The sequence below is a fragment of the Nocardioides marmotae genome (assembly GCF_013177455.1).
Taxonomy (GTDB): Bacteria; Actinomycetota; Actinomycetes; order Propionibacteriales; family Nocardioidaceae; genus Nocardioides; species Nocardioides marmotae.
The window spans coordinates 858809-880147 of the sequence record NZ_CP053660.1; the positions used below are offsets into that span (position 1 = coordinate 858809).

The 21339-nt window shown below is 74.4% G+C and carries 21 protein-coding genes; 8 read left to right on the forward strand and 13 right to left on the reverse strand.

Annotated features, from left to right (window positions below):
• Positions 1 to 25: 25 nt before the first annotated feature.
• Positions 26 to 778 carry a matrixin family metalloprotease gene (locus tag HPC71_RS04065; protein ID WP_154613819.1) on the reverse strand — a complete coding sequence of 251 codons (753 nt, stop codon included), beginning with the start codon at positions 776 to 778 and terminating at the stop codon, positions 26 to 28.
• A 63-nt stretch (positions 779 to 841) separates the two neighbouring features.
• Between HPC71_RS04065 and HPC71_RS04070 the strand changes: the two genes are divergently transcribed.
• Entirely contained in the window at positions 842 to 2062 is a 1221-nt protein-coding gene (locus HPC71_RS04070; protein WP_253943889.1) for a site-specific DNA-methyltransferase, read from the forward strand.
• Positions 2063 to 2089: 27 nt separating this feature from the next.
• Here the strand turns inward: HPC71_RS04070 and HPC71_RS04075 are convergent, their stop codons facing one another.
• On the reverse strand, positions 2090 to 3496 hold the full coding sequence (locus HPC71_RS04075) for a WS/DGAT/MGAT family O-acyltransferase (protein ID WP_216656539.1): 1407 nt from the start codon (positions 3494 to 3496) through the stop codon (positions 2090 to 2092).
• Between the two features lie 244 nt (positions 3497 to 3740).
• Here HPC71_RS04075 and HPC71_RS04080 point away from each other — a divergent pair, with 244 nt between their 5' ends.
• The 3 genes from HPC71_RS04080 to HPC71_RS04090 all read left to right on the forward strand — a co-directional run bounded on the left by HPC71_RS04080 (position 3741) and on the right by HPC71_RS04090 (position 6463).
• Positions 3741 to 4142, forward strand: coding sequence for a hypothetical protein (locus tag HPC71_RS04080; RefSeq protein WP_154613821.1), 402 nt, complete (start codon positions 3741 to 3743; stop codon positions 4140 to 4142).
• A gap of 87 nt (positions 4143 to 4229) precedes the next feature.
• Complete coding sequence (locus HPC71_RS04085; protein WP_154613822.1) at positions 4230 to 5333, forward strand: FUSC family protein; 1104 nt, start codon at positions 4230 to 4232, stop codon at positions 5331 to 5333.
• The gene (locus tag HPC71_RS04090; RefSeq protein WP_154613823.1) at positions 5330 to 6463 is read left to right on the forward strand and encodes a DNA polymerase IV; all 1134 of its coding nucleotides are present in this window, start codon (positions 5330 to 5332) and stop codon (positions 6461 to 6463) included. Before HPC71_RS04085 ends, HPC71_RS04090 begins: the two co-directional genes overlap by 4 nt.
• 35 nt (positions 6464 to 6498) lie before the next feature.
• Here the strand turns inward: HPC71_RS04090 and HPC71_RS04095 are convergent, their stop codons facing one another.
• Positions 6499 to 7632 (reverse strand): glutamate--cysteine ligase, encoded by a 1134-nt coding sequence (locus HPC71_RS04095; RefSeq protein ID WP_216656540.1) that lies wholly within the window; start codon positions 7630 to 7632, stop codon positions 6499 to 6501.
• Between the two features lie 69 nt (positions 7633 to 7701).
• Positions 7702 to 8235, reverse strand: a complete 534-nt coding sequence (locus HPC71_RS04100) for a DUF402 domain-containing protein (protein ID WP_154613825.1) — start codon at positions 8233 to 8235, stop codon at positions 7702 to 7704.
• A 23-nt stretch (positions 8236 to 8258) separates the two neighbouring features.
• Between HPC71_RS04100 and HPC71_RS04105 the strand changes: the two genes are divergently transcribed.
• Complete coding sequence (locus HPC71_RS04105) at positions 8259 to 9686, forward strand: threonine/serine exporter family protein (RefSeq protein WP_154613826.1); 1428 nt, start codon at positions 8259 to 8261, stop codon at positions 9684 to 9686.
• 37 nt (positions 9687 to 9723) lie between these two features.
• On the opposite strand, the gene HPC71_RS04110 is transcribed toward HPC71_RS04105, so the two are convergent.
• Positions 9724 to 10566: an SDR family NAD(P)-dependent oxidoreductase gene (locus HPC71_RS04110; RefSeq protein ID WP_154613827.1), complete on the reverse strand. Its 843-nt coding sequence runs from the start codon at positions 10564 to 10566 to the stop codon at positions 9724 to 9726.
• Positions 10563 to 12152, reverse strand: coding sequence for a flavin-containing monooxygenase (locus HPC71_RS04115; protein ID WP_154613828.1), 1590 nt, complete (start codon positions 12150 to 12152; stop codon positions 10563 to 10565). The genes HPC71_RS04110 and HPC71_RS04115 overlap by 4 nt, the downstream gene beginning before the upstream one ends.
• Positions 12153 to 12203: 51 nt before the next feature.
• On the opposite strand from HPC71_RS04115, the gene HPC71_RS04120 reads away from it, so the two are divergent.
• Positions 12204 to 12806: a TetR/AcrR family transcriptional regulator gene (locus HPC71_RS04120; RefSeq protein WP_253943890.1), complete on the forward strand. Its 603-nt coding sequence runs from the start codon at positions 12204 to 12206 to the stop codon at positions 12804 to 12806.
• 96 nt (positions 12807 to 12902) lie between these two features.
• On the opposite strand, the gene rocD is transcribed toward HPC71_RS04120, so the two are convergent.
• The 3 genes from rocD to HPC71_RS04135 all read right to left on the reverse strand — a co-directional run bounded on the left by rocD (position 12903) and on the right by HPC71_RS04135 (position 16384).
• Entirely contained in the window at positions 12903 to 14126 is a 1224-nt protein-coding gene (rocD, locus tag HPC71_RS04125; RefSeq protein WP_154613830.1) for an ornithine--oxo-acid transaminase, read from the reverse strand.
• Positions 14127 to 14189: 63 nt separating this feature from the next.
• Positions 14190 to 15650, reverse strand: coding sequence for a sensor histidine kinase (locus HPC71_RS04130; protein ID WP_154613831.1), 1461 nt, complete (start codon positions 15648 to 15650; stop codon positions 14190 to 14192).
• Positions 15650 to 16384, reverse strand: a complete 735-nt coding sequence (locus tag HPC71_RS04135; RefSeq protein WP_154613832.1) for a response regulator transcription factor — start codon at positions 16382 to 16384, stop codon at positions 15650 to 15652. The genes HPC71_RS04130 and HPC71_RS04135 overlap by 1 nt, the downstream gene beginning before the upstream one ends.
• 89 nt (positions 16385 to 16473) lie before the next feature.
• On the opposite strand from HPC71_RS04135, the gene HPC71_RS04140 reads away from it, so the two are divergent.
• Positions 16474 to 17409: an SDR family NAD(P)-dependent oxidoreductase gene (locus HPC71_RS04140; protein WP_171896137.1), complete on the forward strand. Its 936-nt coding sequence runs from the start codon at positions 16474 to 16476 to the stop codon at positions 17407 to 17409.
• A 5-nt stretch (positions 17410 to 17414) separates the two neighbouring features.
• Positions 17415 to 19004, forward strand: a complete 1590-nt coding sequence (locus HPC71_RS04145) for a phytoene desaturase family protein (protein ID WP_154614003.1) — start codon at positions 17415 to 17417, stop codon at positions 19002 to 19004.
• Between the two features lie 145 nt (positions 19005 to 19149).
• Here HPC71_RS04145 and HPC71_RS04150 read toward each other — a convergent pair whose 3' ends face one another.
• From HPC71_RS04150 to HPC71_RS04165, 4 genes are all read right to left on the reverse strand, one after another.
• Positions 19150 to 19290 (reverse strand): hypothetical protein, encoded by a 141-nt coding sequence (locus tag HPC71_RS04150; protein WP_154613834.1) that lies wholly within the window; start codon positions 19288 to 19290, stop codon positions 19150 to 19152.
• A gap of 120 nt (positions 19291 to 19410) precedes the next feature.
• Positions 19411 to 20031 (reverse strand): DUF3618 domain-containing protein, encoded by a 621-nt coding sequence (locus tag HPC71_RS04155; RefSeq protein WP_154613835.1) that lies wholly within the window; start codon positions 20029 to 20031, stop codon positions 19411 to 19413.
• Positions 20007 to 20483: a phage holin family protein gene (locus tag HPC71_RS04160; RefSeq protein ID WP_216656541.1), complete on the reverse strand. Its 477-nt coding sequence runs from the start codon at positions 20481 to 20483 to the stop codon at positions 20007 to 20009. Before HPC71_RS04160 ends, HPC71_RS04155 begins: the two co-directional genes overlap by 25 nt.
• On the reverse strand, positions 20480 to 21262 hold the full coding sequence (locus HPC71_RS04165; protein WP_154613836.1) for a hypothetical protein: 783 nt from the start codon (positions 21260 to 21262) through the stop codon (positions 20480 to 20482). Before HPC71_RS04165 ends, HPC71_RS04160 begins: the two co-directional genes overlap by 4 nt.
• Positions 21263 to 21339 lie beyond the last annotated feature (77 nt).

Genomic DNA, 21339 nt, shown 5'->3' on the forward strand with positions numbered 1-21339 from the left:
TCGGTGGGCGGTGGGGTGCGGTGCGTCAGGAGCAGGGGGCGGCGCCGAGCAGGGCGAGGCCCTGGAGGTCGCCGGTGCCGAAGGAGGTGCGGCCGACGTTGTCGGCGTACATCAGCTCCTCGCGGCTGTCGACGTGCCCGAGCCCCACGACGTGGCCGAGCTCGTGGTCGAGGATCGCGGCCTGCAGGTCGAGCTCCCGCGGGTCGGACCCCGGGGGCAGGTCGACGAAGACGTCGGTGTCGAGGACGACCATGCCGGTGGTGTAGGTCCACCGGCCCGTGGACTCCAGGTACGCCGCGCCGCCCACGCCCGCGACGTCCCCGGCGAGCTCCTCGACCTCCTCGGCGTCCGCCCACCCGATGAGCACCGGCGCCGAGCGCCCCAGGGCGCCGATCCGGGAGGTGAAGTTGCGGTCGTCGGTCTCCCCGCCGTAGACGAAGCGGAAGCCGGTCGCCTCGGACAGGGTCGCGATGCTGCGCTCGACCAGCTGCGGCCAGTGCGCGGGGGCGCCGGCCGGGTTGACGACGTACTCGATGTCGCGGCAGGGGTTCCAGCTGACCGGCTCCTCGGAGCCGGGCTGGGTCGCGGCGAACTCGTACTCACCGGCGCCGGCCGGCAGGGCGACGACCTCCGCGCGGCGCTCCTGGGTGCCGAACAGCTCGCGCAGCCGGTCGCCGCTCGCGCCGGGGTCGCGCAGCAGGACCAGCCCGGCGAGCACGCACGCGACGAGGAGGCCCGGCAGTGCCGGGCCGTGCCGGCGCCGCTCCCGGTGGTCCACGAACCCATCGTGTCCCGGCAGGGCTCCCCCCAACCACACCCCGCCGGACCTAGGGTCGGGCGGGTGCGGCCGTGGAACACCTTCGTCGAGGGCGACAACCTCGCCGTGATGCGGGCGATGGCGGCCGCCGGTGAGCAGGTCGACCTGGTGTGCACCGACCCGCCGTACAACACCGGGCACGACTTCGCCTACCGCGACGACTTCCGCGACGCCGGCGGCCGGCCCGGCAGCCGGCACGAGGCCTGGGCGGCGATGATGGCGCCGCGCCTCGAGGCCTGCCGCGACCTGCTGCGCGAGACGGGGGCGCTGTTCGTCAGCATCGACGACAACGAGGCGGCGCGGCTGCGGCTGCTGCTGGACGAGGTGATGGGGGAGCAGAACTTCCTCGCCCAGGTCGTGGTCAACCTCAACCCCAAGGGCCGGCAGCTGGGCCGCGGGTTCGCGACGAGCCACGAGTACCTCCTCGTCTACGCCCGCGACGCCCGCCGGACCGTCCTGGACGCCAGCAGCGCCGAGACCGTCGACGAGCGCGACTTCCCGCTCCTCGACGAGGCGACCGGCCGGCGCCACCGGCACCTGCCGCTGCGCAACACCAACAAGAAGTTCAACCCGATCACCTCCCCGACGCTGCACTTCCCCCTGTGGGGCGACCCGGAGGGCGGGCGGGTCGCGACCGCGCCCTTCCCCGGCGCCGTCGAGGTCACGCCGGTCTTCGGCGACGGGCGCCCGGCGGTGTGGCGGTGGAGCCGCCCGCTCATCGAGGAGCGCCCCGGCGACCTGGTCTGCCGGGTGGTCCGGGGTCGCGCCGGCGAGCGGGTCGACGTCTTCCAGCGCGACTGGCTCGACCGGGAGGGCGGCCGCCGCAAGAAGCTGCCCACCATCTGGCTGGCCGAGGAGATCGGCTCCACCGACACCGCCGTCGCCGAGCTCAAGGACCTCGTCGGGCACGTCTTCGAGTCACCCAAGCCGACCGGGCTGGTCCGCCGCGTGCTCGGCACCATGCCGCCCGACGCCGTCGTCCTGGACCCCTTCGCCGGCAGCGGCACCACCGGCCACGCGGTCGCGCTGGCCAACGCCGCCGACGGCGGCGCCCGGACCTGCGTCTCGGTCAACTCCGCCGAGCCGACCCGGCCGGGCTCCAACGCCCACGCCGCCGGGCTGCTCACCGTCGCCGACATCACCCGCGCCCGGCTGCGCGCCGTCGACCGCCTGCTCGGCGGGGGCCTGGAGGAGCGGGTGGGCTGGGAGCCGTCCGCCGACCGGCCGGCTGACCTGGTGGGCTGACCTGGTGGGCTGACCTGGGGGGGCCGCTCAGGCGACCCCCGCGGCCTTCTCCAGCGCGGCGACCTCGTCGTCGAGGTGGACGAGCAGTCGCTGGAGGTGCGGGACGGTGCGGCGGCAGCCGGTCACGCCGAAGGCCAGCTTGTCGTCGTACGACGTGCACGTGATGTTGAGGGCCATCCCGTCGATGGGGATCGAGAGCGGGTAGGTGCCGTCGAGGCGCGCGCCGTTCCAGTAGCGCGGCGAGCGCGGGCCGGGGACGTTGCTGATGATCACGTTGTACGGCGGCCGGACCAGCCCCTGCATCCGCAGCGCCGGGGTGAGGATGGCCGGCGCCTGCCCGAGCGCGCTCATCGCGACGATCTGCATCGGCGTCATCGACGAGAGCGCCTGCTTGCCGTCGCGCATCGAGGTGTGGATGAGGTCGAGGCGGCGCGCGGGGTCGTCGTGGTTGGTGGCGAGCTGGACCATCACCGCGCCGACCGCGTTGCCGCCGTCGGGATTGGCGATCTGCGACTGCTTGGCGTTGAGGCCGACCGGCACCATCGCGACGAGGGAGGAGGGTGGCAGCGCGTCGAGCTCGCGCAGGTAGGCCCGCAGCGCGCCGCTGCACATCGCGAGGACCACGTCGTTGAGGGTCGTGCCGGTCGCCGCGCCGACCGCGCGCAGCCGCGAGATGGGCCAGTCCTGGGCGGCGAAGCGCCGCGAGCCGGTGATCCGCTGGTTGAACATGGTGCGCGGCGCGTAGAGCGAGAGCGCGGAGGTCTCGTTGCGCAGGCCCTTGGTGAGGGTGCGGACCAGGGCCGCCGGCAGGCCGGCCGCCTCGGCGGTGAGACCGACCGCGCTCCGCAGCGCCTGCACCGGGATCTCGGCGAGGTCGACCGAGCGGTCCCGCGTGCGCGCATCGGTGCCGGCGCGGGGGTGGGCGTCCCAGGGGGCGCGCATGCCGCGCTCGTCGGGGTCCTCGCTCAGCACGCTCTGGATCAGCCGCATCGCGGAGACGCCGTCCACGAGCGCGTGGTGGACCTTGGTGTAGAGCGCCACCCGGCCGTCGCGGAGCCCCTCGATGACGTGCGCCTCCCACAGCGGGCGCTCGTGGGCGAGGCGGGTCGCGTGGAGCCGGCCGCACAGGTCGAGCAGCTCGCGGATCCGGCCGGGATAGGGGAGCGCGCTGTGCCGGACGTGGTGGTCGATGTCGAAGTGCTCGTCCTGCGTCCACACCAGCTGCCCCGCGGTGCGCAGGGAGCGGTGCGGGTGCTTGAGGAACAACGGCGACATCTCGTCGATGTCGCGCATGCACTCATACATCTGCCGGGTGTAGTGCGGGCCGGCGTCCACCGGGTTCTCGAAGAGCTGGAGACCGCCGACGTGCATCGGCATGCTGCGGTTCTCGGCCATGAGGAACGCCAGCGAGGTGGGGTCGATCGGAGTGACCACGGAGGGCCTTTCGTCGCGAGGGTGCCGGCGTGCCGGCGCGGCGGTCAGGGGCGAGTGTGTCCCTCCGTGACGGTTGCCACAAGAGCGGTCGTCCACGTCTGGCCGCGGCCCGGCTCGCGTGCACAGGTCGCCGCCCGGCGTCGGTCTCCACAGCCCGGGCCCGAGGCCGGCCGGACCGTCCCTCGGCGCTCCTAGCGTCCTGCTCGCACCGGAACTCGCCGGTGCCTGAGCTCGGGAGACAGACATGGGCAAGCAGAACACGACGGGTACGACGGGCAGGACGGCTGCCGGGGCGGTCGCCGGGGTGGTGGCCGGGCTGGTGCTCGGCGGGTTCGCCGGCGGGGCGGCGCTGGCGGCCGCGGGGACGGGCGCGGCGCTGGGACCGGAGGCCGACAAGACCTACAAGCCGCTGCCGAGCACCATCGTCAGCGTGACGGGGGACAAGGCGAACGGCTTCGAGATCCGGCGCTACGACGGCTCCGAGCAGTTCCCGCCGACCGACTCCGAGGCGCGGGCGGAGTGCAACGAGTACGACACCGAGGTGGCCCGCGTCCGCTGCCGCAGCGAGGTGCGGACCTGGTACCGCGACCTGGCCGAGATCAAGCGGGCGATCAACTACGCCCGGTCGCAGGCCGAGGGGTCCTGAGGCCCGCGGCCCGGGGAGGGACGGGGGCGGCGGCCGGGGCCCGGCGCGCACGGGCGGGGCGTGTCGCGGTCTGGCACGATCGGCGGCATGCACGAACCCGGGCCGGTCGACCGACTCCGGACCCGGAGCCGCACCTCGGTGCGTGCGCGGCTGGCCCGGCTCTCGGCCAAGCGCTGGCAGATCGGGCAGTGCGCGATCGCGGCCGGGGTCGCCTGGTTCGTCGCCGCCGACCTCCTCGGCCACCCGACCCCGTTCTTCGCGCCGGTCGCCGCGGTGGTGAGCCTGGGCACGTCCTACGGCCAGCGCCTGCGCCGGGTCGCGGAGGTCACCGTCGGCGTGGCCGTCGGCGTCCTGGTCGGGGACCTGCTCACCCTCCAGATCGGCACGGGCGCGTGGCAGCTGGTGCTCGTGGTGACGCTGGCGATGTCGACGGCCTTCCTCCTCGACGGGGGTCAGCTGGTGGTGACCCAGGCAGCGGTGCAGTCGATCGTCGTGTCCACGCTGGTCCCCGACCCGGGGGTGGGCCTGGTCCGCTGGACCGACGCGCTGATCGGCGGCGCCGTCGCCCTCGTGGCGGCCACGGTGGTGCCGTCGGCGCCGCTGCGCCGGCCCCGGGAGCAGGCGGGATTGGTGGTCCGCAAGATCGCAGAGCTGACCCGCGCGGCGGCCCAGGTGATGGATGAGGGGGCCTCGGAGCAGGGCCTCGCGCTGCTGTCCGACGCGCGCTCGACCGACCGGTTGATCCGCGAGCTCCAGGCCGCCGCCGAGGAGGGCCGCTCGGTCGTGGCGTCCTCGCCGTTCCGGGTCCGGCACCGCGCCGGCCTGCGCCGGATGAGCGAGCTGGTCGAGCCGCTGGACCGCGCCCTGCGCAGCACCCGGGTGCTGGTGCGGCAGGTGGCGGTGCTGGCCTACCACCGGCGGCCCGTGCCCTCCTCCTACGCCCTGCTGGCCCGCGACGTCGCCGACGCCGCCGACCGGGTGGCCGACGAGCTCGAGGCGGACCGGACCCCGGAGGCGGCACGCTCCGTGCTGCTGGCGGTCGGCGACGCCTCGGGCCGGGTCGAGCGGGCCACGGAGATGAACGCCGAGGTGGTGCTGGTGCAGCTGCGGTCGGTGGTGGTCGACCTGCTGCTCATCACCGGCATGGACCAGATGGAGTCCACCAACGCCCTGCCGCCCCCACCGCGATGACCGGGGCCCGCGACCCGCGGTCGGGGTGGGTGCTCCACGTCGACCTGGACCAGTTCATCGCGGCGGTGGAGGTGCTGCGTCGCCCCGAGCTCGCCGGTCGGCCCGTGGTCGTCGGCGGCCGCGGCGACCCGACCGAGCGCGGGGTGGTGTCCACGGCGTCGTACGAGGCGCGGGCGCACGGCGTCGGCTCGGGCATGCCGCTGCGGGTGGCGGCGCGGAAGTGCCCGGAGGCGGTGTTCCTGCCGGTCGACAAGCCGGCGTACGACGCGGCCTCGGCGGAGGTGATGGCGACCCTGCGCGCCGTCACCTGGGACGGCGCTCCGGTGGTGGTGGAGGTGCTCGGCTGGGACGAGGCGTTCCTCGCGGTCGACCCGGCCGCCGTCTCGGACACCGACCGCGGCGTGGAGGGGGTGGGGGGAGGGACCCCCACCAGCACCGGGCCGGAGGAGCTGGCCCAGCAGGTGCGGGCGGCGGTGCTGGAGGCGACCGGCCTGCACTGCTCGGTGGGGATCGGCGACAACAAGCTGCGGGCGAAGATCGCGACCGACCTCGGCAAGCCGCGGGGGACCTTCCGGCTGACCGAGGAGACCTGGTTCGAGGTGATGGGCGACCGGCCGACCGACGCGCTGTGGGGCGTGGGCCGCCGGACCGCGAAGAAGCTGGCGGAGCTCGGCATCGAGACCGTCGCGGAGCTGGCGGCCGCCGACGCGGGCGCGCTGGCCGCCGAGCTCGGGCCGACGATGGGGCCGTGGTACCGCCGGCTGGGGCGCGGCGTGGACACCAGCCCGGTCGACCCGACGCCGTACGTCCCCCGTGGGCACGGGCGGGAGGAGACCTTCCAGGCCGACCTGGAGGACTGGGCCGAGGTCGAGGCGGCCGTCCGCCGGCTCGCCCGGGCCGCGAGCGCCGACATCGCGGCCGAGGGCAGGCCGGCGGCCCGGGTGGGGCTGAAGGTGCGCTACCGGCCGTTCACCACGGTGACCCGCAGCTTCACGCTGCCGGCGCCGACCGCCGACCCCGCGGCCCTCGCCGACGCCGCGGCCGGGCTGCTGGACCGGGTCGAGCGGGATCGGCCGGTCCGGCTGCTCGGCGTACGGCTGGAGATGGTGCCGCCCGCCGACGGCTCCTGACCGGCTCCTGACGGGGTCCTGGCCGGCGGACCTGGCTAGCGCCCGAGGCCGTCACGCAGCTCGGTGACGACGGAGTCCACGACCGCGACGAGGTCCCCCGAGGACTCCTCGGCGACCGCGCGCTGGCGCTGGTAGGAGGCGCCGCGGCGCGGGATGTCGGCCACGGAGGCCAGCTCGGCGGCGCAGCCGAGCCGCTCGGCGGTCGGCTCGAGCCGGACCAGCAGGTCGGCGAGGTCGTCGGTGACCAGCCGCTCGTCCCCCTCGGCGTCGAGGATCACGATCGCGTCGAGGCCGTAGCGGGCGGCGCGCCACTTGTTCTCCTGCACGTGCCAGGGCGGCATCGTCGGCAGCCGCTCCCCGGCCGCGGCGCGGGTGTCGAGGTCGACCACCAGGCAGTGGCACAGGGCGACGATCGCGGCGAGGTCGTCGAAGGAGGAGATGCCGTCGCAGACCCGGTTCTCCAGCGTGCCCAGGTGGGCAGCGGGCCGCACGTCCCACCGGATCTCGCTGAGGTCGTCGATCACGCCGGTGCGCAGCTGGTCGGAGGCGAAGGACTCGAACTCCGCCCAGGTCTGGAACTGGAACGGCAGTCCGGCGGTGGGGAGCTGCTGGAACATCAAGGCGCGGTTCGAGGCGTACCCGGTGTCCACCCCCGCCCAGATCGGCGAGGACGCCGAGAGCGCCTGCAGGTGCGGGTAGTGGTTGAGCAGCGAGGACAGCACCGGCATCACCCGGCTCTGCTCGGGCAGCCCGACGTGGACGTGCACGCCCCAGATGAGCATCTGCCGCCCCCACCACTGGGTGCGGTTGATCAGCTCCTCGTAGCGGTGGCCCTCGGTCAGCTGCTGCGCGGTCCACGACGCGAACGGGTGCGTCCCGCCGCCGTACAGGTCGACGCCGAGCTCGTCGGCGACCGGCACCACGACCTCGAGGGCGCGACGCAGCTCCTCGACGGCCTCGCCGACGGTGTGGCAGACGCCGGTGACGACCTCGATGGTGTTGCGCAGCAGCTCCTTGTGCAGCTGGCCGGGGTCGGGCAGCCGGGCCTGGGCGGCCCCCAGGAGCTCCGAGGCGGCGTTGGCCAGGTCGCGGGAGCCGCGGTCGACCAGCGCGAGCTCCCACTCGACGCCGAGCGTGGGCTCGGCCGAGGGCTTGAAGTCGATCCGCACGGCCCCAGCGAAGCACATCCGGGGGATCCGGCCGCGTCCGCGGTCCGGGCCGGGTCGGGCAGGGGCGGGCTAGAGCCGGGCGAGCCAGGCGCGGGCGCTGCCGTCGTACGGCGCCTGGCCGGCCTCGACGATCGCCCGGACCCGCGCGCAGGAGGCCACGGCGAGCTCGCACAGCTCCGGCGGGTAGCCCAGGGTCACCCGGTGCTCGGCGAACTCGTCCTCGTCGTCGACCCAGACCCGCCCGGTCAGCCCGCGCAGCACGTCGAGGTCGAGGTCGACCGCGTGCAGCGTCGCGCCGTCCCACACCGGCGGGGTGGTGATGTCGACGTAGGCCTGGAGCGGCCCGCCCTCGCCGTGGAAGGTCGTGACCCACGCGCGCTCGGCGTCGGGGGCGGCCGCCGGGACCAGCACGACCTGGTCGGTGGGGGCGACGTAGGAGGCCCCCGGACGGGTCATCGAGGTGCCCGCGGGGAGGCCCAGCCAGTCGCCGTGGACGTCGGATCCGAGCGCCACCGCGGCGAAGGACCAGTGCGGCCGGTCGCGCCACTTGGCCATCCGGACGAGGACCCGGGAGCCCGCCGGGGGAGCCGGGGAGGGGGACATGCGCCCTGTCTAGCATCGAAGGTATGTCGGCGTCGGAAGTCTCCTCGGTCCGGACCCAGACCCAGACCCTCGATCTGTGCCTGCGCATCGGCGAGGTCCTCCTCGCCTCCGGTGCCGGTGCCGCCGACGTGACCGCGACGATGCAGGCGGTCGCGCGCTCCCTGGGCCTGCGCAGCGTCGACGTCGACATCACCTTCACCTCGATGTCGATGAGCTACCAGCCGGTCGCCGATGAGCCGGCGATCGTGCAGCTGCGCTACGTCAAGCACCGCACGATCGACTACGACCACCTCACCCGGGTCGACCACCTCGTCCGCTCGGTGCTGCGCCAGGACCTCGACCTCAGGGAGGCCCGCTCCGAGCTGGGGCGGATCACCTCCTCGGGCCACGACCGCCCGCGGTGGGCGATCACCATCGGCTGGGGTCTCATGTGCGGCGGCGTCGGCCTCCAGCTGGGCGGTGACCTGGCGGTCGTCCTCATCGCGCTGATCGCGGCGATGACCATCGACCGGCTCCAGCTGCGGATGTCGCGGCGTCGCTACCCGGCTTTCTACCAGCAGATCGCGGGCGGCGGGGTGGCGACGATGATCGCGCTGGCGGTCGCCGCGACGCCGCTGGCGCTCGACCCGTCGGTGGTCGTGACCGCGAACATCGTGATGCTGCTGGCGGGGATCGGCTTCTTCGGCGCCCTCCAGGACGCCTTGACCGGGTTCTACATCACCGCGGGCGCCCGGCTCACCGAGGCGATCCTCGCGACCGCCGGCATCATCGCCGGGGTCAGCGGCGGCATCAGCCTGGCCTACGCGTTCGGCGTCGAGGTGCCCCAGCTCGACCCCGGCAGCGGCAGCCTCACCGGCGTCGGCCTGACGATCCTCGGCTCGGCGATCGCGGCGGGCTCCTTCGCCTACGCCTCCTACGCCCCGCGGCGCAGCCTCGCGCCGATCGCCTTGGTGGCCGCGGTGGCGATGGGGATCACCCAGTCGGTGTCGGTGCCCGGCATCGGGCGGGCCTGGTCGGTGGCGCTCGCCGCGCTCTTCGTCGGCCTGGTCGGCTACACCGTCGGTGGCCGGCTGCGCGTGCCGCCGCTGGTCGTGGTCGTCTCCGCGGTCGTGCCGATGCTCCCCGGCCTCTCGATCTACCGCGGGCTCACCCTGCTCGCCGAGGGCGGCGGCTCGACCAGCGCCGGGCTGCTGGCGATGGTCACGGCCGGCTCGGTCGCGATGGCGCTCTCGGCCGGCGTGATCCTCGGTGAGTACGTCGCCCAGCCGGTCAGGCGCGAGGCGGCCCGGCTCGAGAGCCGGCTGGCCGGCCCCCGGCTCGTCGGGCCGCTGCGCACCCGCCCCGACGGGTCGCAGCGCACCCGACCCCGCCGCAGCCGGCGCACCCGCCGCACCCGCCGCACCCGCCGCAGCAGGCGGGACCGGGCGCCGCACGCCGAGCACGACGCCTGATCCCGCCGGGCGGCTCCTCGGGTGGCTCGGCCGGGGGTCAGACGACGGTCGTCTTGGCCGGCATGACCTTCTTCGAGACCCGCGCGACGACGTTCTGGTAGCGCGCACCGGCGAGCTTGCCGAACCAGTGCAGCGCGTGCGCGTCGCTGCCGACGAGCACGCGGGACTTGTCGGCCAGCACGCCGGCGACGATCACCTCGGCGGCCTTCTCCGGCGTGGTCTTGGCCAGCTTCTTGTCGAAGAACGACGCGGTGCTGGCCTGGTCCTCGCGGGAGGAGACCCGGGCGTTGCGGGCGATGGCGGTCTTGATGCCGCCGGGGTGGACGACGGTGACGCCCACCTGGTGGCCGCCGGCCAGCATCTCGATCCGCAGCGCCTCGGACATGCCGCGCACGGCGTACTTGGTCGCGTTGTAGATCGACTGGCCCGGCATCGAGACCAGGCCGAACAGCGAGGACAGGTTGACGACGTGGCCGTCCCCGGAGGCGATGAGGTGCGGCAGGAATGCCTTGGTGCCGTGCAGCACGCCGAGGAAGTTGATGCCGATGATCCAGTCGATGTCGGGGTAGTCGAGGTCGACCAGGTCGCCGGCCAGGGCGACCCCGGCGTTGTTGACCACGACGTTGACCCGGCCGAACTGGTCGGCGACCGAGGCGGCGTACGCCGTCATCGCGTCGCGGTCGGCGACGTCGAGGCGGTCGGTGCGCAGCTCGCGGACCCCCGTGGCGCGGACGAGCGCGGCGGTCTCCGCCAGGCCGGTCTCGTCGACGTCGGAGAGCGCGAGCAGCGAGCCGCGGCGGGCGCAGTCCAGGGCGAGGGCGCGGCCGATGCCGGACCCGGCTCCGGTGATCACGACCACCTTGTTCTCGAGCGTCTTCATGCGGGCACGTCCTCCGTCTGCTGGTGGGTGGTGGGGGTGGCTGGGGTGCTGCTCGGGGGAGCGGGCTCGCCGCGCACGGCGTACGCGGCGGTGTCGAAGGCGCGCAGCGCGGCGCGGAAGCCGAACGTGGTGCGCGGCCACAGGGTGGTGTTGCGGCCGTGCTCGTCGAGGTACCAGCTCGAGCAGCCGCCGCGCTGCCAGACGGTGCGCTTCATCCGCTGCTGGAGCCGGTCGTTCCAGCCCGCGGCGACGTCCTCGCGCGGCTCGACGGCGGCGTACCGGTTCAGGCGCATCGTGCGCAGCGCCTGGCGCAGGTACTGCACCTGCGACTCGATCATGAAGACCATCGAGGAGTGGCCCAGGCCGGTGTTGGGGCCGACGAGCAGGAAGAGGTTGGGGAACTCCGGCACGGTCGTGCCCTTGTACGCCGCCATGCCCGACTCCCGCCAGCGGTCGGCGAGCGTGCGGCCGCGGCGGCCGACGACGTGCTCGGTGATCGGCAGCTCGGTGGTGTGGAAGCCGGTCGCCACGATGATCACGTCGACCTCGCGCTCGGTGCCGTCGGCGGTGACCACCGAGGTGGGCGTGACGCGCGCGATCCGGTCGGTCACCAGGTCGACGTTGTCGGCGGCGAGCGCGGGGTAGTAGGCGTTGCTGATGAGCACCCGCTTGCAGCCGAGCGCGAACTGAGGGGTCACCTTGGCGCGCAGCTCGGGGTCGCGGATGCCGCGGGCGATGTTGGCCTCGGCGAGCTTGCGGGCGGGGAAGGCGATGGCGGGCTCGAAGGTGAAGGCCGGCACGTAGGTCTCGCGGCCCCAGTAGGTCGCGGTCCGGTAGGCCTTCTGCACGCCCGGCACGTGGCGCAGGGCGGCGCGCTCGATCCTCGAGTAGCGGCGGTCGTTGCGAGGGATCACCCACGGCGCGGTGCGCTGGTAGACGTCGAGGCGGCCCGCGACGCGCTGGACCTCCGGCACGATCTGGATCGCCGAGGCGCCGGTGCCGATGACGGCGACCCGCTTGCCGGCGAGGTCGACGTCGTGGTCCCAGCGGGCGGAGTGGAACAGGTGCCCCGCGAACGTCTCGATGCCCTCGATGTCGGGCAGCTTCGGCTCCGAGAGGCCGCCGGCGCCGACGACGAGGGTGCGCGCCGACCAGGTGCCTGCCGACGTACGCACCGTCCAGCGGGCGGCCTCGTCGTCCCACGTCGCGTCCTCGACCCGGGTGCCGAAGCGGAACCGGTCGAGCGTGCCGGACTCGCGGGCGACGCGGCGCAGGTAGGCCTGGATCTCCGGCTGCGGGGAGAAGGAGGAGGTCCACTCGGGGTTGGGGGCGAAGGAGAAGGAGTAGAGCTGGCTGGGCACGTCGCACGCGGCGCCTGGGTAGGTGTTGTCACGCCAGGTGCCGCCCACCTCCTCGCCCTTCTCGATGACGACGAAGTCGCGCTCGCCGTCCTCCTGGAGCTTGATCGCGGCGCAGAGGCCGGCGAACCCGGCGCCCACGACGAGGTGGTCGACGTGGTGGTCGACGTGGTGGTCGACGTGGTGGTCGACGTGGCGCACGGCGGGGGTCGCATCGACGGCGGTCATGGTCCGGCACGGTATTGCCACTATTGAACGAGCGTCAATAGAATGGGGGGCGTGAGGCCACCCACACGCACCCGGCTCGCGCCCGAGGCGCGCAGGACCCAGCTGCTCGACCTCGGCGTCCGGTTGCTCGCGACCCGGTCGCTGGAGGAGCTGTCGATCGATGTGCTGGCCGAGGAGGCCGGCATCAGCCGGGGGCTGCTCTACCACTACTTCGGCGGCAAGCAGGCCTTCCACGAGGCCGTCGTGCGGCACGCCGCCGACGACCTGATCGCCCAGACCGCCCCGCCCGAGGGCGGCGAGCCGCTCGAGCGGCTGCTCGCGTCGGTCACGGCGTACGTCGACTACGTCATCGCCAACCACGCCGGCTACCAGTCGCTGGTCAAGGCGGCCGCGAGCGGCAACGACGTGCTGCGCGAGATCTACGAGGACGCCCGGTCCGCGCTGACCGGGCGGATCTTCACCGAGGACCCGTGGGGCGACCTGATCCCCGACACCCCGGTCAACCGGCTCATCGTCCGCGGCTGGTCGGCGATGGTCGAGGAGCTCGTCCTCGCCTGGGTCGCCGACCCCGCCGACGTACCCCGCGACCGGCTGCTCGAGCTGGCCGCCGGGTCGTTGCCGGCGTTGGTGGAGTCGGCCGCCGGCCCCTTGTAACGCATCGTCCGCCACTGTTCCTGCACGCTGCAGCGTGCAGGTAGTGCAGCGAACGATCCGTTACATGCCCGGGCGCGGCCGGCCGCCGGCCCCGGGTCAGGCGCCGAGCGGGCCCGAGGAGACGACGGCGGCGAGCTGGTCGAGGCCCCACTCGAGGTCCTCGCGGCTTATGACCAGCGGCGGGGCGAGGCGGATCGTGGAGCCGTGGGTGTCCTTGGCGAGCACGCCGCGGGCCATCAGCGCCTCGCAGACCTCGCGGCCGGTGCCGATGGTCGGGTCGATGTCGATCCCGGCCCACAGGCCGCGGACGCGTACGCCGACGACGCCGTGGCCGACGAGGGCCTCGAGCCGCTCGCGGAGCACGACGCCGAGCTCGGTGGCCCGCGCCTGGTGCTCACCGGTGGCGAGCAGCTGCACGACGGCGTGCCCGACCGCGCAGGCCAGCGGGTTGCCGCCGAAGGTCGAGCCGTGCTGGCCGGGGCGCAGCACGCCGAGGACGTCGCGGTCGGCGACGACGGCGGAGACGGGGACGATGCCGGCGCCCAGCGCCTTGCCGAGCACGTACATGTCGGGGACGACGTCCTCGTGGTCGCAGGCGAAGGTCCGGCCGGTGCGGCCGAGGCCGGCCTGGATCTCGTCGGCGGCGAGGAGCACGTTGGTGCGGGTGCACAGCTCGCGCAGTCCGCGGAGGAACCCCTCGGGCGGCAGCACGACTCCGCCCTCGCCCTGGATCGGCTCGACGAGCACCGCGACGGTGTCCTCGTCGATCGCGGCCTCGACCGCGGCGAGGTCGCCGTACGGCACCTGGACGAAGCCGGGTGCGAACGGCCCGAAGCCGTCGTGGGCGTCGGGGTCGTCGGAGAAGCCGACGATGGTGGTGGTCCGGCCGTGGAAGTTGCCGGTGAAGACGATGATCTTCGCCTGGTTCGGCGTGACGCCCTTGACCTCGTAGCCCCACTTGCGGGCCACCTTGATCGCGGTCTCCACGGCCTCGGCGCCGGTGTTCATCGGCAGCACCAGCTCCTTGCCGCACAGGTCGCCCAGGGCGGCGCAGAAGTCGGCGAAGCGATCGTGGACGAACGCGCGGCTGGTGAGGGTGAGCCGGTCGAGCTGCTCGTGGGCGACCTGCACCAGGGCGGGGTGGCTGTGGCCGAAGTTCAGCGCGGAGTAGCCGGCGAGCAGGTCGAGGTAGCGCGTGCCGTCGACGTCGGTCATCCACGCCCCCGAGGCGTGCTCGATCACCACCGGGAGGGGGTGGTAGTTGTGGGCGGTCCGCTCCTCGGCACGCTGGAAGGGCGTGCGGGTGTCGGTGAGGGTCATCGAGCCTCCTTCGGGTCGCCACCAGGTTGTCAGACAATCTGGCAGACGACCGCATCGTCGCGCCTACGGCGCAGGCAAGGTCACCTCGATCGTGGTGTGACCCGGCCGACTCGCCAAACCGACGGTGCCGCCGTGGGCCGCGACGATGGCCGCGACCAGCGCCAGGCCCAACCCCGTGCCGCCTCCGGCGCCGCCGCCGCTGCCGCCGGACCCGTCGCCGCGGGTGCGGGAGGCGTCCCCGCGGACGAACCGCTCGAAGGCGGTGTCGGCCAGCTCGGGCGGGAAGCCCGGCCCGTCGTCGGAGACCGCGAACCCGTGCGCCGTGCCGCGCACCGTCACCGTCGTCCCGGGCGGGGTGTGCGTGCGGGCGTTGGTCAGCAGGTTGGTGACCACCTGGTGCAGCCGCAGCTCGTCGCCGATCACCTCCACCGACTCCTCGGGCAGCTCGAGGCGCCAGTGGTGGTCCGGCGCCAGCACCCGGGCGTCCTCGGTGGCCTCGAGCAGCAGCCGGGTCAGGTCCACCGGCTCGCGGGCGAGCGGCCGCCCGGCGTCGAGCCGGGCGAGCAGCAGCAGGTCCTCGACCAGCGCCGTCATCCGCGCGGCCTCCTCCTCGACCTTGTCCAGGGCGGTCGCGGCCGCGGCAGGGTCGTCCGGCCGGCGGCGGGCCAGCTCGGTGTAGCCGGCGATGGTGGCCAGCGGCGTGCGCAGCTCGTGGGAGGCGTCGGCGACGAAGCGGCGCACCTGCTGCTCGCTGCGGTGCCGGGCGCGCAGCGCGGTCTCGACGTGGGCGAGCAGGGCATCGAGGGCCGCACCGACCTGGCCGACCTCGGTCCGCTCGTCGGTGAGGTGGGCGGGCACCCGCTCGGCGAGCCGGATGTCGCCGCTCGCGAGCGGGAGGTCGGCGACGGTGTGCGCGGTCGCGGCCACCTCGCGCAGCGGGCGCAGCTGGCGACGTACGACGACCAGGGCGGCGCCGCCGCCGGCCAGCAGGGCGGCGAGGGCGAGGACGGCCTCCCAGGCGAGGAGGTTCGCGACGGCGTCGTCGACGTCGGACGTGGGCAGCCCGGCCGCGACGGTGCCCTCCGCCGAGACCGCCACCCGGTAGCGGCCGAGCCCGGCGAGGTCCACCTCGTGCGGCTCGCCGTCGGAGGGGAGCCCGTCGAGCTGGTCGCTGACCTCGTCGGTGACCGCGACCTGCTCGACCAGGCCGCGGGGGCCCTGGGTGAGCACCGTGCCGACCCACGCGGGCTCGGTGTCGTCGTAGCGGCCGGCGCTGAGCGTGCCGACCTCGTCGCCCGGCCCGCGGTCCGGGCCGCCGTGCCCCGGCCCGGGGCCGTCGGGGAAACCGAGGTCCCGGCCCCGCTCGGAGCGCTCCAGGGCCCGGGCGACGTCCTGGTCGAGCTGGCCGGTCAGGTAGGAGCGCACCGCGAAGGTCGTCGCGGTGCCGACCAGCAGGGAGACCAGCAGCGCGATCGCGGTGGTGGTGAGCACCAGCCGCGCGGTCAGCGACCGCGGGAGGGACATCAGGCGGCCGGCTTCAGCACGTACCCCGCGCCGCGCACGGTGTGGATCATCGGCGCGCGGCCGGCGTCGATCTTCTTGCGCAGGTAGGAGATGTAGAGCTCCACGACGTTGGCCTGCCCGCCGAAGTCGTAGTTCCAGACCCGGTCGAGGATCTGGGCCTTGCTCAGCACCCGGCGCGGGTTGCGCATGAGGAAGCGCAGCAGCTCGAACTCGGTGTTGGTCAGCGTGATCTCCTCACCACCGCGGAAGACCTCGTGGCTGTCCTCGTCGAGGGTCAGGTCGCCGACGGTGAGGACCGAGGAGGCCGCGGCCTGCTGGGCGCCCGCGCGGCGCATCAGCCCGCGCAGCCGGGCGACGACCTCCTCGAGGGAGAACGGCTTGGTCACGTAGTCGTCGCCGCCGGCGGTCAGGCCGGCGATCCGGTCCTCCACGGCGTCGCGGGCGGTGAGGAAGACGACCGGCAGGTCCGGGTCGGTCGCGCGCATCCGACGCAGCACCTCGAGGCCGTCGAGGTCGGGCAGCATGATGTCGAGGACCACCGCGTCCGGCCGCTGCTCGCGCGCCAGCGTCACCGCCCTGGCGCCGGTGTGGGCGACCTCGACCTGCCAGCCCTCGTAGCGCAGCGCCATCGCGATCAGCTCGGCCAGGTTGACCTCGTCGTCCACGACGAGCACCCGCAGGGGCGAGCCGTCCGGCCGGGTGAGGGCCGGGCCGGGAGGGCGGGCAGCGTCCATGGGAGCCACCGTCCCGAAACTACCTGTGCGCCGGCTGTGAGCCCGCGCAGCGAGGGATGTGGCCGCGGCGGGCCGGGTATCGGTGCGCCATGACCAAGCCACGTCCGGGGGACGTCGTCGTGATCACCGGGGCATCGAGCGGCATCGGCCGGGCCACCGCCCTGGCCGCGGCCGCCGCGGGCGCCCACCTCGTGCTCGCCGCCCGCGGGGTCGGCTCGCTGGACCTGGTCGCCGCGGAGTGCGACGACGCCGGCGCCGCCTCGACCACGGTGGTGCCGACCGACGTGGGTGACGACGCCGCGGTCCGCGCGCTCGTGGAGACCGTCCTGGACCGGCACGGCCGCATCGACGCCTTCGTCAACTCCGCGGGCGTCGTCGCCTACGGGCGCACCGAGGAGGTCCCGCAGGAGGTCTTCGACGGGGTGCTGCGCACCAACCTGGTCGGCTCGGCCAACGTCGCGCGCCACGTCGTACCCGTCCTGCGTGACCAGGACGCCGGCACGCTCACGCTCGTGGGCTCGGTGATCGGCCACATCGCGGTGCCGGGGATGACGGCGTACGCCGTGAGCAAGTGGGGCGTGCGCTCCCTCGCCCGCCACCTCGCGCTCGAGAACGCCGACAAGCGCGGCGTCACGATCTCCTACGTCGCCCCGGGCGGCGTGGACACCCCGATCTACCGCCAGGCCGCCAACTACGACGGCTTCCAGGGCCGTCCGCCGCCGCCGGTGGCCAGCCCCGAGCGGGTCGCGCGGCAGATCCTGTCGCGGTTGGGGCGCGAGAACGCCTGGTCGCAGCTGCTGGTGAGCAACGAGGTGATCCGCTTCGGGTTCAACGCGGTGCCCTTCGTCTACGACGCGGTCATCGGCCCCTTCTTCCGCCACGGTGCGATCGACCTGCTCCAGCCGGTCGAACCGACCACCGGCAACGTGCTCGCCTCCAGGCAGAGCGGCAACACGCTCCACGGCGAGCAGGGCAGCGCGCTGACCGGCATCGCCCGCAACGTCCTCGCCACGCTGCGCGGGTGAGCGGCATGGACACGACGTACGACGCCGTCATCATCGGTGCGGGCCCCAACGGCCTGGTCGCCGCCAACCACCTGCTCGACCGCGGCTGGTCGGTGCTGGTCCTCGAGGCGCAGCCGGACGTGGGCGGCGCGGTCCGCAGCGACCGCGAGCTGCACCCCGACTACGTCCACGACACGTTCAGCGCGTTCTACCCGCTGGCCGCGGCCTCGCCCACGATCCAGTCCTTCGGCCTCGAGGAGCACGGCCTGCGCTGGGTGCACAGCCCCGGCGTGCTCGGCCACTGCCTGCCGTCGGGGGAGTGGGCCATGCTGCACCGCGACCGCGCGGTGACCGCGGCGCTGATGGACGCCCAGCACCCCGGCGACGGGGACGCCTGGCTGCGGCTGTGCGAGACCTGGGACGCCATCGGCGACCAGATCGTCGGCGCGCTGCTCACGCCGTTCCCGCCGGTGCGTCCCGCGGTCGGGGCGCTGGCGCGGCTGCCGAAGGTCGGCGGGCTGCAGTTCGTCAAGGAGATGCTCACCCCGGTCGTCGACCTCGGCCGGCACCGCTTCGGCGGCGTCGCCCCGCGGATCCTGCTCGCCGGCAACGCCGGCCACTCCGACATCCCGCTCGGCGCGCCCGGCTCGGGGCTGATGGGCCTGCTGCTGACCATGCTCGGCCAGACGGTGGGCTACCCCGTGCCGGAGGGCGGCGCGGGCATGCTCACCCAGGCGATGGCCTCGCGGGTCCGCGCGCTGGGCGGCACGATCCGCTGCGAGGCCGAGGCGACCCGGATCGAGGTCGAGCGCGGCCGGGCCGTCGCCGTCCGCACCCGTGACGGGGAGCGGTACGCCGCCACGCACGCCGTCGTCGCCGACGTCGCCGCCCCGCACCTCTACGGCGGCCTGGTCGCCGCCGAGGACCTCCCGGCCAGCACGATGCGGAAGATGGAGTCCTTCGAGCTCGACCCCGGGACCGTCAAGGTCGACTGGGCCCTCGACGGGCCCGTCCCGTGGAAGAGCGAGCCGCCGCGCGCGCCGGGCACCTTCCACGTCGCCGACTCCGTGGAGCAGATGGCCGAGGCGCTGCACCACGTCAACGGCCGCACCGTGCCGGCCCGGCCGTTCCTGCTGGCCGGCCAGATGACCACCTCCGACCCGACCCGGTCGCCGGCGGGCACCGAGTCGTTGTGGGCCTACACCCACGTGCCGCAGGAGGTCGCCCGCGACCTGGGCGAGGACCCGGTGACCGGGCGGTGGGACCGCGACGAGTGCGAGCGCTTCGCCGACCGGATGCAGGCGCGGATCGAGGAGCTCGCGCCCGGGTTCGGCTCGACGGTGGTCGCCCGGCGCGTGCTCGGCCCGCACGAGATGCAGGCCCGCAACGCCAACCTGATCGGCGGCGCCATCAACGGCGGCACCTCCCAGCTCCACCAGGAGCTGGTCTTCCGGCCCGTGCCCGGCCTCGGCCGCTCCGAGACGCCGGTCAAGGGGCTCTACCTCGGCTCGGCCTCGGCCCACCCGGGCGGCGGCGTGCACGGGGCCTGCGGGATGAACGCCGCGCGCGCGGCCGTCGCCCACCGGCGCGTGCGCCGCGTCGTGCGCGGTCGCTGACGGCGTACGTCCGCGGCTGCGGCCCGGGCTGATCCCCGCTCGGCGACGACGACGGGGTCGTGTGCCCCTCGACGCGTGGTGGCGCGTCCGCAGGCACACGACCCCGTGGTCGCGCGGGCCCGGGGAACCCCCGGGCCGGTGAGGATCAGCCCTGGGAGAGGCCGGTCTCCTCGCCGGAGCCGGCCTCGGCGGCGAGCCCGTCGCCGTCGGACTGCTCATCGAGCTCCTCCTGCACGTCGGCGATCTCCTGCTGCTCCGGGTCGCGCTCGTGGCTGCTCTCGCTCATCTGGACCTCCTGGTCGTTCGGGTCGCCCGGCGTGGTGCGCGGACGGGTGCGGACGGGTGCGGACGCACGGAACGGCGGTACCCGGAGGGCACCGCCGCTCGCGCTGGTGGAGGAGCCTCGTCAGCCCTGCGCGTCGGACTTGACCGACTCCGCGGAGGACTGACCCTCCTCCTTGACCTTCTGGGCGGACTCCGTGGCGGAGTCCTTGACCTCCTGGGCGGCCTGCGTGGCCTGCTCCTTGACGTCCTGGGCCAGGGACTGGCCCGCCTCGCGCGCCTCGTCGAGCAGCGGCTGGCCCTTGTCCTTGGCCGTCTCGATCGTCTGGTGCGCGAGGTCGGCCTCGGCCTTGCTCGCCGGGATCAGCGAGGCGATGACCAGGCCGGTGCCGAAGGCGACCAGGCCCGCCGCCAGCGGCGAGCCCTGCACCTGCGAGCCGGCGCTGCCGACGGCCGAGGAGGCCGCGCCGCGGACGTCCGGGGACGAGGAGTCGGAGGTGCTCGGCATCGCGTTCGACACCGCCCCGCCGGCGCTGCTCGCCTTGTCCACGACGCTGTCGCGAACGCCGGTGGCGGTGCCCATGATCCGGTCGCGGAAGCCCGAGACCCGGCTGCGGGCCGCAGCCTTGCGCCGGTCCACGATCGCGGAGGGGCTCACCCGGTCCTGCAGTGCGTCGAGGTCGCCGGCCATCCGGGCCCGGGTGTCCTCGATCTGGCTGTTCAGCTCTTCTGTGCTCTGGCCCATGCTGCATCCTCCTTGAGGGTCTGCTGCGTCTTCGGCAGCTGCGGGTTGCTCTCCTTGAGGGCCTTGCGGCCGGTCAGGGCGAGGACGGCTGCGACGACGGCCCACACCCCGGTGATGATCAGTGCGGCGACCTCGATCGGCATCCAGTTGTCGAGGAGGAACAGGAGCGTCCAGGACAGGAAGAAGATGGTGAAGTAGCCGGCCAGGCCGGCACCGCCGAGGAGCCCGGCGCCCTTGCCGGCCTTGGCGAACTCCTCCTTCATCTCGACCTTCGCGAGGTCCATCTCCTGCTTGATCAGCGTCGACAGGTCGGTGGTGACGGCGCTGACGATCTCGCCGAGGCTCCGGTCGTCGGCTGCCTGGCCCGGGGCGCGGGTCGGGGTGGCGCCCGACGGCTGGCCCAGGGGCTGGGCGGCTGGGTCGTACAGGGGCTGGTGCGGGGGCTGGGTCACGGCCGGTCCTCCGCGCTCAGGCCACCACCGCTGTAGCCGGTCTCGTCGCCCGACAGCGCCTCACGCGGCGGCTGGGTCGGCTGACCCGGCGTCGAGCCCGGCATCGGCGGGTTCGTCGTCGCGCCCGGCGGCTGCGTGGTGGTCGTCCCGGTGACGCCGGTGTCGGCCCCGTAGGAGCTGCCCGAGGTGCCGGTGGTGCTGGTCGGGCCGCCCGCGAGGGGGCCGGCCGGGGCGGCGTACGTCGGTGTCGTGCCGGTGCCGGTCGTGGTGCCGGCCGGCGGGGTGCTCGGCGTGGCGGCAGCGGCGCCGGCGATGCCGTCGCCCGCCCCGCGCAGGAGCCGGCCCGTGACCACGCCGGCGGCGAGCGCGCCGAGGAGGAAGGTGCCCGGCCGCTGGCGCGCGAAGGCGCGTACGTCGTCGAGCAGCTCGGCCGGCTCGCGGCCGTCGAGGCGGCTGCTGAAGGAGCGGACCTGCTCGGCCGCCTGCCGGGTGAGGTCGGTGGCCAGGCCGTCGGGCGCCTGCTCCGCCATGCCGTCGAGGTCGTCACCGAGGGTGCTGAGAGTGGTGACCAGACGGTCGCGCTGGGTGCGCGCCTGGTCCTGGGCCTGGGTGCTCGCCTGCCCGAGGGCATCGGTGACCACGCTTCTGGCCTGGGCGGCCGCCTGTCCGGCGACCTGCTTGGCTTCGCCGGCAGCCGTGCCGGCGACGTGGCGCCCCTCCTCGGCGGCGGTCGACGCGGCCTGCTGGGCGCGGTCCTTCGCGCTGGTGTCGGTCGTCATGCGTGTCCTCCCGGATCGGGTTGGTGTGCCCCCACCGGTTTCCGAGGACCCTGCACTTGATCCTCACCCCTGGGTAG

Coding starts and splice junctions, on each gene's coding strand:
- HPC71_RS04080 (WP_154613821.1), top strand. CDS start 3,741: ATGGGCAAGCAGAACACGACGGGTACGACGGGCAGGACGGCTGCCGGG.
- HPC71_RS04085 (WP_154613822.1), top strand. CDS start 4,230: ATGCACGAACCCGGGCCGGTCGACCGACTCCGGACCCGGAGCCGCACC.
- HPC71_RS04090 (WP_154613823.1), top strand. CDS start 5,330: ATGACCGGGGCCCGCGACCCGCGGTCGGGGTGGGTGCTCCACGTCGAC.
- HPC71_RS04100 (WP_154613825.1), bottom strand. CDS start 8,235: ATGTCCCCCTCCCCGGCTCCCCCGGCGGGCTCCCGGGTCCTCGTCCGG.
- HPC71_RS04105 (WP_154613826.1), top strand. CDS start 8,259: ATGTCGGCGTCGGAAGTCTCCTCGGTCCGGACCCAGACCCAGACCCTC.
- HPC71_RS04110 (WP_154613827.1), bottom strand. CDS start 10,566: ATGAAGACGCTCGAGAACAAGGTGGTCGTGATCACCGGAGCCGGGTCC.
- HPC71_RS04115 (WP_154613828.1), bottom strand. CDS start 12,152: ATGACCGCCGTCGATGCGACCCCCGCCGTGCGCCACGTCGACCACCAC.
- rocD (WP_154613830.1), bottom strand. CDS start 14,126: ATGACCCTCACCGACACCCGCACGCCCTTCCAGCGTGCCGAGGAGCGG.
- HPC71_RS04130 (WP_154613831.1), bottom strand. CDS start 15,650: ATGTCCCTCCCGCGGTCGCTGACCGCGCGGCTGGTGCTCACCACCACC.
- HPC71_RS04135 (WP_154613832.1), bottom strand. CDS start 16,384: ATGGACGCTGCCCGCCCTCCCGGCCCGGCCCTCACCCGGCCGGACGGC.
- HPC71_RS04140 (WP_171896137.1), top strand. CDS start 16,474: ATGACCAAGCCACGTCCGGGGGACGTCGTCGTGATCACCGGGGCATCG.
- HPC71_RS04145 (WP_154614003.1), top strand. CDS start 17,415: ATGGACACGACGTACGACGCCGTCATCATCGGTGCGGGCCCCAACGGC.
- HPC71_RS04150 (WP_154613834.1), bottom strand. CDS start 19,290: ATGAGCGAGAGCAGCCACGAGCGCGACCCGGAGCAGCAGGAGATCGCC.
- HPC71_RS04155 (WP_154613835.1), bottom strand. CDS start 20,031: ATGGGCCAGAGCACAGAAGAGCTGAACAGCCAGATCGAGGACACCCGG.
- HPC71_RS04165 (WP_154613836.1), bottom strand. CDS start 21,262: ATGACGACCGACACCAGCGCGAAGGACCGCGCCCAGCAGGCCGCGTCG.